The following is a 12,837-nucleotide window of genomic DNA, read 5'->3' as shown; positions in this document are numbered from 1 at the left end:
GTCGGCGACTTCGACCTGGCCCGACTGCCCGGCTACAAAATGACCGTGACTACCGGCCGCGCCGCCCTGCTGACGGGGCGCTACGTCGCCCCGGAGCAGCGGCGCGATATCCACAACGCCGACGCCCGCGCCGACGTCTTCACCCTGGGGGTGGTGTGGTACGACATGCTGTTCGCCCCGCCCGCCGCCGAGGTATTGCGGCGCGACCGCCTGGACGGCGCGCCGCTCGACGAGCCGGCCAGGCGGCTGTTGCGGCGCATGACGGCGGACGACCCCGCGGAGCGCCCGCCGACCATGGCCGACGTGCTCCGCGAACTCGACGCCCTGACCGGCGTCTGAGAAGGAGGGCTGGAGGATGACCCTGCAACCAGGCGACATCCTGCTGGGCAAATACGAGATCGTCAGCTACCTGGATAAGGGCGGCATGGCGACCACGTACCGCGCCATCCACCTCCAAATGGGGTGGAACCTGGTCATCAAGACTTCCCCGGACACCACGCCGTGGAGCGCCACTGACAAGGCCGTGTTGAAACGGGAAGCCGACCTGATGGTCGACGTCCGCCACGATAGCTTGCCGCGAATCTACGACGCGGACTTCAGCGACAGGCCGATCATCGTTATGGAGTATATACGCGGGTTCAACCTGAAGGAGACGATGCTCGCCGGGCCTATCGACAGCGCCGACGCCCTGGTGTGGCTGGGTCAGTTGCTCGACGCGCTGGCCCACCTGCACGACGCCCACATCATCCACCGCGACATCAAGCCCAGCAACATCATCATCCGCGAGGGCACGCGGCGGGCCGTCCTGCTCGACTTCGGCATCGCCCGCCGGCTGGACAGGAGGGGGACGACGACCCTCGTTCACGGTCTCATGACCCCCGATTATGCGCCCATCGAGATGTTCTTGCCCGAGTATCTGGAGAGCTATTCCACCACCGCGGCTGACTTTGTGCGCCGCCTGGCCGACGACTCGCACACCCGCCCGGCCACGGACATCTACGGCCTGGCCGCCACGTTCTATCACGCCCTGACCCAGGAAACGCCGACCGAACCCTATAAGCGCTTGCGCCGCCAAAAAGACCCGCTCACCCCGCCGCACGAACTGCAAGAGCGTCTCCCGCCACATCTATCGGACGTGCTGCTGAAGGCCCTGGCGATTCACCCCGACGACCGCTACCAGACGGCGACGGCCATGAAGGCGGCGCTGGACGACCCGGCCCCGCCGCCGCCCGCGCCGTCGCCCCCCCGGTCGGAGCTGATCCCCATCCCCGGCGGCCCCTACAAGATGGGCAGCGACCTGCCGGGGCTGCGCGAAGACCCGGTCGGGCCGTGCCACGACGTCGCGCTGGAGGCGTTCCTCATCGGGCGCTATCCGGTCACCAACGAGGAGTACCGGCGCTTTCTGGAAGCCAACCCCCACAAGTCGCCGCCCACCAGTTCCGACCCGCGGGCCGCCCCTTACTGCTGGGACGCCCGCACGCGCCACCCGCCGCCGGGGGCCGAACAGTTGCCCGTGGTCCTGGTCACCTGGCAAGACGCGGTGGACTACTGCGACTGGCTGGCCGAGACGACCGGCCGGCCCTATCGCCTGCCGACGGAGGCCGAATGGGAGGTCGCCGCCAGTTGGGACCCGGCGGCCAAGGCGGCGCGGCTCTACCCGTGGGGGCCGTTCTTCGAGGAGGGGCGCTGCCCGGTGGGGCGCGGCGCGCCGGTCATCGTCGGCGACCACTCCCCGCGCGGCGACAGCCCCTTCGGCCTGGGCGACGCGGTCGGCAATGTCTGGCAGTGGACGAGCAGCGGCTTCTGGCGCTACCCCTATCGCCGCGACGGCCGGGAGCACCCCGACAACGGCGAACAGATGCGCATCGTGCGCGGCGGCGCGTTCGATGAGCGGGAGCGGTCGCCCCTGGTCACCATGTGCCCCTGGCGCGGCTGGAAGGAACGGGAGCGGCGCTATCACAACGTGGGCTTCCGCGTCGCCCTGAGCGCGTCCGACCCGCAGGCCCAGACCTTACACCTTTAGCGAGGAAGCGATATGGATACCGACGATTACGACTTTGGCCGGCGCTCCACCTGGGGGCGCGTTCCGCCCCAACTGCGCGCCGCCCTGCTCTGCGCCATCCCGTTTGTGGTGGCCGACTTCTTCAACTACTACTCGGCCGGCGCGGCGCTGGTGCTGTCGCTGCCCATCCTGGGGCTGATCTACCTGGGCTGCGGCGCGCTGGCGGCCAAGTTCGCCGCCGCCGACGGCCGCAACCGCCGCGAACTCCTCTTCGTCGGCGCGCTGGCGGCTCTCATCCTGTGGGCCATCTCCCTGGTCATCAACGGCCTCATCGCCCTCCTCTCCGGGGCCATCACCTTCGGCGCGTCGCTCCTGCTGGGCGTGCCCTACATCTGCATCTGCGGCCCCTTCCAATTGGTCGGCGGCGGGCTGGTCGGCGCGCTGGGGGCGTGGCTCTACAAGCTGATCGCCGGCCGGCGAGGCAACGACGAGGATTATAGTTGACCATGATCGATCCCAAACGAGTCCGCCACCTGGGCCTCGACGTCGGCACGACTAACACCAGCCTGTGCTACACCCGCTTCGACCGCGGTGCCGGCCGGTTCGACGAGCCGATGGCCGTCAAGCTGGGCCGCCACCCCTTCCTGCCCTCCGCCCTGCTACTCGACGAGCGGGGGGAGCGGCTGGCCGCCGGGGAAGACGTGTTCCACCACCCCGCCTACCTGGAACATCCGGAGCGCGTGCGCGAGGAGTTCAAGCTGCGGCTGGGCGGCGGCGGCGCGGACGGCGCGGAGGCGGAGCAGTGCGTGCGCCTGCTGCTTGAGGACGTGCGCGGGCGGGCGGGCGACGTGCTGCCGCCGGATGAGCCGGCCGATGGGGTGGTGACGAACGTCGGCGTGCCGGCCGAGTGGACGCGCAGCCAGCCGGCGCGCGTCGAGGCCATGCTGCGCGCCGTCCGCGCCGCCGGCCTGCCCCACGTCGAGGCGACGCCCGAGCCCGTGGCCGCCATGTACCTCCACGCCCACCGGGGCGACATCGCCTTCGAGGATCGCACCCAATCGTGGCTGGTCATCGACATCGGCGGCGGCACGACCGATTTGGCCGTGGTCGATACCCAGCCCAACGGCGCCCAGCCGGCCATCCGCCACACCTTCGGCCAGACGTTCGGCGGGCGCGACTTCGACCGGCTGCTGCTGCAAAAGCTCGTCCTGGAGCGCCATTGGTCGGGGGAGCACGCGCCGACCCCCATCGAGCGCCTGAAGCTGATCCAGTTCGTGCGCGACTTCAAGCAGCGCTTTTCCGATCACCTGGGCCGGGGGCAAGACCGCTATAGCCAGCGCGCCCCGGTGAAGGGGGTGCGCAACCCGGTCGAGTTGACCCGCCAGGCGTTCGAATCGGCCGAGATGGGCGCGCCCCTCATCAACGAGTTCGCCGGCATGCTGGCCCGCGCCTTTCGCCAGTCGGATCGCTCGCTGCGCGACATTGACCGCGTCATCCTGACCGGCGGCAGCGCCCGCTGGTACTTCGTGCGCGAGATGGCCGACAGCTACTTCGGCCGCAGCGTCTGCCTCGTCTCCCCCCATCCGGAGTTGACCATCTCGCAGGGGTTGGCCCTGGCCCGCACCGGCTTCGAGATGCCGCGCCGCGCGCCTGTACCGGCTGAGGCCGCGGCCGGCCCGACGTCGGCCCCGGAAGCCCTGGAGACGACGGCGCGGGCCAAGCTGGACGCGCTGCCCCTGGCCTCAATCAGCGACCAACCGCTCGATCTGCGGCGCTGCCACGACGAGGCCGAGGGGTGCGTCAAGCGCTGGGCGGCCACGGCCGGCGGCGTCGGCACGGTGCTGGGCTTCATCCCCGGCATCTCCCAGATACCGCTGACTGGCATCGAGGCCAAGATGGTGATGGACGTGGCCCGCGCCTATGGCTACCGGCTGGAAGAGCGCCAGTTGATGACGGTGGTGGTCGGTCTGCTGGCCGGCGGCACGGCGGCCAAGATCGCCGTCTCGGAGATGCTGACCTTCGTGCCCGGCGTGGGCTGGCTGTTGAAGGGGGGCGTCGCCATCACGGCGGCCTACGGCTTTGGTCAGATCGCCATCCAGTACTTCGAGAAGCGCCGCCGCGCCGAACAAGGAGAATACACCTGATGCCTCAAACCCCCGCCATGCTGGTCGGTTTCGATTTCGGCAGCGCCAACATTCGGGCGGCCACCGTGCGGGCCGCGCCCACGCCAGGGGCCGCGCCCCGCCCCCACATGGTCGAGTTCAACGGCCGCCCGGCCCTGCCCAACCTGGCGCTGCTGTCGGCCGACAAGAGCGAACTGGCCGCGGTGGGCGACGGCGTCCTGCTGCACGACGAGGCCGCCGGCCAGCCGCACTGGGGGCTAGCCGTGGAGAACGACAGTAGTGGCGAGTTGGGCCAGGCCGCCACGCTCCTGCTGCAGCACATCATCGCCACGCTGGCCCGCGACCACGGCTTCGCGCCCGATGCCGCTGACTGGGCGGCGCGCGTGGCCGTGCCCAGCGGCGCGCCGCCCGACTTGCCGGAGCGCATGGCGGCGCGCCTGCGCGGAGTCGGCTTCGCCGACGTGGCGGCCCGCGACAGCGCCCTGGCCGCCCTGGCCGCCTATGGCGACGGGCAGCCGCCGGGGCGCTACCTGGTGGTCGATCAGGGCGCGGCCCGCACGCGCTTCGCCCTAGTGGAGAGCCGGGCCGACGCGCCGCCCCGCGTGCTGGACGCCGCGCAGGACAGCCCCGGCGGCCGCGACTTCGACCGGGCGCTCTTCAACCACTTCGCGCCGGCGCTGAGCCACCAGGCGGGCGAGCCGGTCGAGTTCGAACTGCCGACGCGGGCGCTGCTGGAGACGTTCAAGATCGACTTCGCCCACGCCTGGGCCGCCGGCCGGGAGCGGCACGAGGGGGTCTATGAGTTGGGCTACACGTCTGTGGCCCTGGCGCTCGACCGCGCGACCTTCGCCGCGCCCGACGTGGCCGGGCCGTTGCTCGACCGCTTCCGGCAGGTGGGCGACGCCTTTCTGGCCAAGCACGCCGCGGACGGCGCGCCGGCCGGCATCATCCTGGTGGGGGGTGGGGCGCATTGGCCCTTTGTCGCCGAGTGGGCCGCGGCCCGCGCCGGCCGCGCCGGCGTGCTGACCGATCAGTACCCCGAAGAGGCCGTGGCGCGCGGCCTGCTGCGCCAGACCGCGCGCGAGATCGAGCCGGTCGCACCCCCCACGCCCGCCCCCCCGCCGGCGCGCCCGATCGTCCCCCGGCCCGCGCCGCGCCCCGCCTCGCCGGGCCTGGGGTTCGCGGTGGAGTTTGTGGGCGGGCTGGTGGGGGTGCTAGGGTTGGGCTGGTTCTTCGTCCGCAAGCAGTTCGGCGCGGGTTGCGCCGCCCTGGTGGGTTGGTGGGCGGTGCTGGCCTTGCTGTTCGCGCTGGGCATCGTGTCCGCCTTGGGCGACCGGCCGGCCTGGCTGCTGCCCGCGGCGCTGTTGTGGATAGGTGTGCCGTTAGCCTCGGCCTGGCGGCTGGCGCGCGTCCTGCGCGCCGCGCCGGCCGGGCGGGAGGAGTAAGCCGTGAGCCTGACGCCGTCTATTTATGCCGGGCCGCTGGAGCCATCGCCCGAGCAGGTGTTGGCCTGGATTCAGGAGAACTTGCCGCGCGAGATGTTGCGGGTGTTGGAACGCCGCTGGTTTGAGGCGCTCGATGCCTCGCAGACCAACTTCACCTACGAGGGCGGCGACGTCCGCGCCCAGAGCCGGTTCTTCCAGATCGAACGGGTGCGCCACGGGGCCAACAAGGCGGAGGCGCTGCACCCCAGCAACATGCTCAACGTGCTCAGCAGCCTGCACGATAGTGATCACAGTCTGGTCTACGGCCTGCGCAGCGACGGCCACGTCGTCACCCTGCGCATGGGTTTGCGCCGCTTTCGGCGGAACCCCCAGCGCCGGTCGGCCAACGACTCGACCTCGATCTACGTCGATAACCTGCAGCACGCGCTGCGCAGTAACTTCTCCGGCATCGAGTTCGGCCCCCGGCGGCAAGGGTCTGAGGAGCTGGAACGGTATAGCGACTGCTGGGAAACGTGGCTGGCCCCGCTGGCCGATCCCGGCAACCGGCGGGCGTGCATCACCGGCATCCCGTCACTGAAGGCCGACGCCGCCGCCTTCTTCGCCCAGAGCGTCGACCGGCTGGTGGACGGCCTGCGCGGCAAGGCGTATAGCCTGCTCATCCTGGCCGAGCCGATCGGCGGCCTAACCGGGATGCAAGACCGCGTGCGCCAACTGAGCGGCGAGATCCACACCCTGGTGCGCCGCTCCGTCAACGAATCGCAAGGGCGGTCGGCCACCCGCAATGTCACGATCGGCCACTCCACGTCCATTACGGCCGGCCTGGGCGGGGCCATCGGCGCGCTCGTCGGCTTCTCACTCGGCCGCGCCCAGATGGAGAGCACGACCGACGGAACCGCCGATAGCCAGACGGTAGCCTTCTCCCACGAAAAGCTGGACAAGACGGCCCACTATTGCGAGCAGATGCTCGACGCCTTCCAGGTTCGGCTGCAACGCGGGCGCAATCTGGGTTTCTGGAACGTGGGCGTCTTTCTGGCGAGCGAGGACGAGTACGCCTTCCTGCGCGCTCAGGGGATTTTACGCGGCCTCTACACCGGCCACCAGAGCTTCGCCGAGCCGCTGCGCATGGTCGATCTGTCGGAGGCGCCGGTCGAAGTGGGCGAGGCGCTGGAAGCGTTGCGCATCCCCCGGCTGGATTGGCACGAGGACGAGCCGCACCCAATCGGGCCGGAGTTCTATGGGCTGGGCACGCCCATGGCTACCGACGAACTGGCGGTGATGATGAGCCTGCCCCACCGTGAGGTGCCGGGGCTGAAGCTTGTCTCCACAACCGACTTCAACCTCAACCCTCCGTCCATCGCCGGCTTCGAGTTGGGCAAGCTGGTCTATCGCGGCGAGGAGTTGAAGAAGACGCCGGTGAGCGTCTCGCCTCAGGGGCTGACCCGTCACGCCTTCGTGACTGGCCTGACCGGCTCCGGCAAGACGAATACCTGCCTGGCGCTGCTGTCGGCCGCCCGCGCCGGCGACCAGAAGGTGAACTTCCTGGTCATCGACCCGGCCAAGACGGAGTACCGGTTCCTCTACCACGACGAGCGGGTGAAAGATGACCTGCTCGTCTTCACTCTGGGCGAGGAGGTCGCCCCGTTCCGGCTGAATCCGTTCGAGTTCGACCGCGACTTTCCCCTGTTGGGTCACATCGACCTGGTGAAGGCCGTCTTCAACGCCGCCTTTCCCATGTACGCCTCCATGCCCTACCTGCTGGAAGAGGCGATCCTGTCCATCTATCAGGAGCGCGGCTGGGACGTGGCCCGCGGGACCAACCGCTACGTCAAAGTGAAAGACCCGGCGGCCGACCTGACCCCCTATCTGCCGCGCCTGAGCGACCTGCACGACCAGGTGGACGTTATCGTCTCCAGCAAGCGGTATGGGGCGCAACTGACCCAGGACATCAGCGCCGCGCTGCGCGCCCGGCTGGGCAGCCTGTTGCACGGCACGAAGGGGCTGATGCTGGACACGGCCCGCGGCACGCCCATCGACATGCTGCTGGAGCGCCCCGTAGTGCTGGAACTGCGCGGCGTGCCCGACGAGGACGAGAAGGCGTTCATCATGGCCCTGCTGTTCATCCGGCTCTATGAGGCGTGCCGGGCGCGGGGCATGTCCAAGGCGTTGCGTCACCTGACGCTCATCGAGGAGGCCCACCGGCTGCTGCGCCACGCGCCGCCGGTCGCCTCGGCCGAATCGGCCAACCCGCGCGGCAAGGCGGTGGAGATGTTCGCCGACATGATGGCCGAGATGCGCGTCTATGGCGAGGGGTTCGTCATTGTTGACCAGACCCCCAGCAAGCTTATCCCCGACGCCATCAAGGGGTCGAACCTGAAGATCGTCCACCGGCTGCTGGCGCTGGACGACCGCGCCGCCGTCGGCAACGCCATGAACCTGACGCCGGGCCAATTAGAGGAGCTGCCTCGGCTGCGACAGGGGGAGGCCATCATCCACAGCGAGGAGTTGGAAGAGGCGTGCCGGGTGCAGATCAACAACGTGGAAGACCCCCTGATGGACCGGCAGAAGGGCCAGACGCCCCAGGAGCAAGACCGGGCGACGCGGCGGCTTGTACGGGAGCGGATGGTCGGCTGGGCCGGGCAGCAGACTGCCCTCCCGAACGACGTTCCCGGCGCAGCCGAACTGATCCGCCTGGCCCCCGACGCGCCGGCGCTGGCCGGCCGCTTTCTGTCCATCCTCCTGCTCGGCGTCGGCCCCCTGACAGAGACGTGGCGCGAGTTGGAGGCGTCGCTCCACGAGGCGTCGCTCGACGAGGCAGCGCTCGACGAGGCAGCGCTCGACGAAGCGGCGCGCGGCGCGGACGGCGCGCCCCCGGAGGCGCTCGACCGCCTGCGGCTAGCTTTGGCCGCGACGGCAGCGCGGCGCTTCCGCGCGGCGCACGGCCCGCCCCAGACGTGGGATGCGCAGCTGGAGCTTCAGGCAGCGCTGGCCCGGCTGTGGGGCTACCGGGTGGTCGACTGGTGGGATCATCCGGCCCGGCTGGCGGTGGTGCGCGACCGGCTCGACGGGCTGCGCGCCCTGGTGCGGGGGCGCGTCGCCTTCGCCCCGGCGGCGCGGCGACCGGGCTGCGCCGCCTGTCCGCGGCGCTGCTATTTCGGCCATCGGCTGCAAGAGGTCAACAATCCCGACGTTGTCCCGCTGCTGGGGCGGCTGCGCAACGCCGGCTCCGGACAGAAACTTGACATAACGATCTGGCGGCGCGCCGCCGTTGGGCAACTCGGCTTCTCGCTGCCCCGGTCGGCCGACAGATTGGCGCAGGTGGCTGGCTACTGTCTACTGACCCAGGCGACGACCGACGCGGGGCTGCTGGCCGAGGCGCGCCGCGCGCTCGACGCGCAAGCCGTGGAGAAGTAACCATGAGCGAGATGATGGGCGGCGAGATGGGCGACTTTGGCGGCATGGACGCCGGCAGCGACTTTGGCGGCGACATGGGCGACATGGGCGACGTGGGCGACGTGGGCGACGCGCCGGCCGAGATGGAGCCGCCGGTCGACGCTTCACCGTCGGACGCCGGAACGCTCGACGCCGAGGCAACCGGCGCGGGAGCGTCCGACGCCGGGGCAGGGTGGGGGGAGGGGAATCTGCTGGACGAGCGGGGCGCGGCGTGGGATGGGTTGCCGGGCGAGGCGGATGGGGTCGCAGCCGGGATGGATGAGCCGGCCGGCGACCCGCTGGACGAGGCGGGCGGGGCGGAAGACGGCTGGCCGGCGGCGGTGGAAGCGCCGGAGGGGGATCCGCTGGATGAGGCGGCCGAGGATCAGGCGGCGGCTGAGGCGGAAGCGCAGGCCCACGCCGAAGCGGAAGCGCAGGCCGCCGAGGAACAAGCGGCTGAGGAAGCGGCGGCGGCCCACGCCGAGGCGGAAGCGGCCGAAGCGGAAGCGGCAGTCCAAGCTGAGGCGGAAGCGGCCGAGGAACAAGCGGCGGCCGAAGCGGAAGCACGGGCCGCTGAGGAACAAGCGGCTGAGGAAGCGGCGGCCCAGGCCGAGGCGGAAGCGGCCGAGGAACAAGCGGCGGCCGAAGCGGAGAAGGCCGCCCAGGTCGAAGCGGAAGCCCAGGCCGCCGCGGAGCAGATGGCAGCCGAAGAAGCGAAGACAGCCGAGGAAGCGAAGGCAGCCGAAGCGGAGAAGAAGGCGGCCGAGGATGAGGCCGCCCAGCCCAAAGTGTACAGCGACCCGCGCCACGCCAAGGGGGCGGAGCTGGAAGACGCCTACGGCAACTATCTGGAGAGCAACGAAGACCTGGACGCCCTGCCCCGCCACGGCTCCGTTACGACGCCCGGCTTCGACGCTGTATATTATGATAAGGTCAATGACCAAGTCGTGGTGGTGGAAGAGAAGAACTACGGCTCCGAGGGCCGGGCCGGTTACGTGAGCGATATCAGCGCCTGGGAGAAGGATCACTGGAGCAAGAACGTGACCGATACAGCCAAGGCGATAGAGGCCAGCGACCTGGACGAGGCGACGAAGGACAAGATGACCGCCGCGCTGTATGACGGCAGCGTGGTCAAGGAGTTGGTCATCGGCAAGGATACGCGCGTTTCCAATGAGAACCTCGACGCCAAAGGGGTAGGCCGCCTCGTCCACTTCGACGCTGGCGCGGCCAGCCTGCTGAAGGTGGATGAAAGAGCGAAATCGTAGTGAATGGGGTGTAATATGAATGGCACGCAAGTGTGGCGGGAACACGCTGATTTGCTGGCGCGCGCGATGCGGATCGGCCGCCAGTTGGTGGAACAGGGGAAGGGCAACCTCTATCAAATAGGCCACACCTTTTTCGAGGCAGCGTTCGGCGCCTACCTGGCGCGGCCAGAGGGCGGCGAATGGCGGCCGCAACTGGATGAGGCCCTGTCGCTCTTCGTCCGGGCCGTCGAACGAGACGATTGCCGCCTGTGGCCCGAATACCCCTTCAATCAGGCCCACCTCCATCTGGAAACGTATCTCGGTCAGTGGTGGGCCGGGCAGGAGGCCGAGGCGTTCCAGCTAGACCGTTCCATCAACCTCAACGTCGAGGGGCTGTTTGACGGCCAAGCCCACCCCCAGAGCAGCTACGCGGCCATGCCGCCCGGCTACTTGCTGCGCGGCGACGCCGAACACCTGGCTACCTTCTGGCAACTCATGGAGGAGCAGGGCGGCCTGGAGCGCCTGCCGGCGGAGTTGGCGCTCTGGCGGCGGTGGTCGGTCGCCTTCCTGGAAGGCCAAAGGACGCCCGACGCCTTTTGGGCGGCCTACGCCGCCGACACGCGCCGACGCAAAAGCCCCACCGACCGGCCGGCCCGCTTCTATTTGGCCGCGGCCAAGATCGCCCTCGAGCAGTTCGCCGTCGCCGCGCCGCCGGCGGACGTCTTGCGCCGATTGGCCGTGGAGCCGTGGCGCAAGGGCTAGGAACGCGGATGGAGGGTGCGCATGCTGCTATGGTGTCTCAACCTCGCTTTCGCCGCGCTGCTGCTGACGCCGGCCGTCCTGGCGCTCGTCTGGTGGCGGCGGGATGAGTCGCGTCCCGCTCCCTTCGCCCTCGCCGGCGTGGCGCTCATGCTGATCAGCTTCTTCATCCTGCCCTGGCTCAGCCTGCGCCCGCTCGACCTGATCGGCCTGGGGTGGCTGGGCGAGGCGCTGCCCACCGCCAGCCGGCTGCTCGTCCTGCTGGGCATCCGGTCGCTGGAGACGGCGCTGCGCTGGTTAGGCGTGACTGGCTTGCTGACCAACTGGCGCGGCTGGCTGACGCTGCCGCTCACCACCGGGCCGGCCGTCTGGATCGTCTCGACGCTGCTGGGGGCGCTGGTCTTCGTCGCCGCCCACGTCGTGAACTGGACGCGGGCCAGGTGGGCGGCCTGGCTGCTGCTGCTCGCCGCCGCCGGGCTGACGCTGCTGATCGCCTATCACCTGCCCATCATCGACGGGCTGGGCGAGCGGCCGTACCCCCAGGCGTCGACCATCGCCTTGCCCATTCTGGCCGCGCGCCTCCACTGGGCCGGCCCGGCGGTCATGGGCCTGGGCCTGGCGCTGTGCTTGATCGGCGCGCTGCACGCGTTGAGCGAGCCGCCCCCGGCCGGCCCGGAGGAGCTTTTATGAACCGCGCCGCGGCCATCATCTTCGGGTTGGGGCTGGCGCTGCTGCTGGCCGCCGCCTGTCTGCCCTGGGTCGCCTTCGACCCGCTGGCCGAGCGCGCCGACCGACTGGAACAGTTGGAGGCGCTGGCTGCCGACCCATCACTGCCCGCTTTCATCCGTGACGAACTGGCCGCGCGCGGCATCCGGCCCGGACTGCCGCCGGAGCGGCTGTGGGCGCTGCTGGGCCAGAACCAGTTCCCGGCCAACTTCGACTTTGTGCGGGCGCACGAGCGGCTCTTCTCCTGGCATCTGCTGGCGCTGCAAACCGCGGCCCTCGTGAAGCTGGCCGTGGTCGGGGTCTACGTGGCCGCGGCGCTGGCCGCCGGACTGCTGATCGCCGTGGCTGCCGGGGCGGGGGGCGACCGGCTGGACCGGGCGGCGGCCGCGGCGGCGCTGCTCTTTGGCGGGGCGCTGCTACTGACGCTGGCGACCACGCCGCTGCTCGACACCTTCGGTCACGTCGGCGAGTGGGGGCCGGGCTGGCTCGACGCGCTCAGCGGGGCGCGGGCGACCCTCGCGCCGCAGGCCCTCGCCCCCCTGGCGCTGCTCCTCCTGGCCGCGGGCGCGGCGCTCATCGGGTCGCTGGGCCAGCCGCGCGCGGCGGCCGGTTGGAACGACGAAGGGGACGGCTGAGGGCGCGACGATGGCCCGGCGGCGGCAAATGGACAGCCCCGGCCACCGCCGCAACATCCTGGCCCTGGCCTGACGTTCGACGAGACGTTCACCCTGGCCGCCGACGCCGCGCCGGGGTTCTATCATCTGTGGCTGTTCGCAGACGCGGCCGGGGGCAGACGCTGGTGGTGGATCGGGTGGCGCGGGTGAAGTAGAGGCAAGGGGCGCGTCGTCGCGCGGGAATACCGGGTAAAGTTATGGTTTAACTAATGTAGCTTAATATAACTATATCCGCGCACCAGGACCCGCGGCGCAATAGTCACCCCCTACCCTCCGGCGCCAGTAGCCACACATATGATGGCAATATCGCCCTGAGCCTCGCGGTGAGGCTGCTATCGCCCCTGCCTGTCGCCAGCGACGGTCTGTGGTTCTTTATGAAGCATAAGGTGGGAAGTAAGAACACGATGGCAAACTGCTACTACTGGTATAAGAACC

The 12,837-nt window shown here is 70.0% G+C and carries 9 protein-coding genes and 1 pseudogene; all 10 read left to right on the top strand.

Going from position 1 to position 12,837, the window contains the following annotated elements:
* A pseudogene (locus ACE3UY_RS17725) lies at window positions 1-339 on the top strand (hypothetical protein); the annotation flags it as partial.
* A 16-nt stretch (window positions 340-355) separates the two neighbouring features.
* On the top strand, window positions 356-2,023 hold the full coding sequence (locus ACE3UY_RS17720; RefSeq protein ID WP_374688816.1) for a serine/threonine protein kinase: 1,668 nt from the start codon (window positions 356-358) through the stop codon (window positions 2,021-2,023).
* A gap of 12 nt (window positions 2,024-2,035) precedes the next feature.
* The gene (locus ACE3UY_RS17715) at window positions 2,036-2,506 is read left to right on the top strand and encodes a hypothetical protein (protein ID WP_374688815.1); all 471 of its coding nucleotides are present in this window, start codon (window positions 2,036-2,038) and stop codon (window positions 2,504-2,506) included.
* Between the two features lie 2 nt (window positions 2,507-2,508).
* Window positions 2,509-4,146, top strand: coding sequence for an Hsp70 family protein (locus ACE3UY_RS17710; protein ID WP_374688814.1), 1,638 nt, complete (start codon window positions 2,509-2,511; stop codon window positions 4,144-4,146).
* A complete protein-coding gene (locus tag ACE3UY_RS17705; RefSeq protein ID WP_374688813.1) occupies window positions 4,146-5,570 on the top strand; it encodes a hypothetical protein in 1,425 nt (474 codons plus the stop codon). The genes ACE3UY_RS17710 and ACE3UY_RS17705 overlap by 1 nt, the downstream gene beginning before the upstream one ends.
* A 3-nt stretch (window positions 5,571-5,573) precedes the next feature.
* A complete protein-coding gene (locus tag ACE3UY_RS17700) occupies window positions 5,574-8,981 on the top strand; it encodes an ATP-binding protein (protein WP_374688812.1) in 3,408 nt (1,135 codons plus the stop codon).
* A 2-nt stretch (window positions 8,982-8,983) separates the two neighbouring features.
* On the top strand, window positions 8,984-10,264 hold the full coding sequence (locus ACE3UY_RS17695) for a hypothetical protein (RefSeq protein ID WP_374688811.1): 1,281 nt from the start codon (window positions 8,984-8,986) through the stop codon (window positions 10,262-10,264).
* 15 nt (window positions 10,265-10,279) lie between these two features.
* On the top strand, window positions 10,280-11,005 hold the full coding sequence (locus ACE3UY_RS17690; RefSeq protein WP_374688810.1) for a hypothetical protein: 726 nt from the start codon (window positions 10,280-10,282) through the stop codon (window positions 11,003-11,005).
* Between the two features lie 21 nt (window positions 11,006-11,026).
* Window positions 11,027-11,692, top strand: a complete 666-nt coding sequence (locus ACE3UY_RS17685; RefSeq protein ID WP_374688809.1) for a hypothetical protein — start codon at window positions 11,027-11,029, stop codon at window positions 11,690-11,692.
* On the top strand, window positions 11,689-12,363 hold the full coding sequence (locus tag ACE3UY_RS17680) for a hypothetical protein (protein ID WP_374688808.1): 675 nt from the start codon (window positions 11,689-11,691) through the stop codon (window positions 12,361-12,363). Before ACE3UY_RS17685 ends, ACE3UY_RS17680 begins: the two co-directional genes overlap by 4 nt.
* Window positions 12,364-12,837 lie beyond the last annotated feature (474 nt).

This window comes from Promineifilum sp. (SeqCode) (genome assembly GCF_041918635.1).
Classification (GTDB): Bacteria; Chloroflexota; Anaerolineae; order Promineifilales; family Promineifilaceae; genus Promineifilum.
Note: the sequence above shows the minus strand (reverse complement) of the source record. Positions and strands in the feature narration are given on the sequence as shown.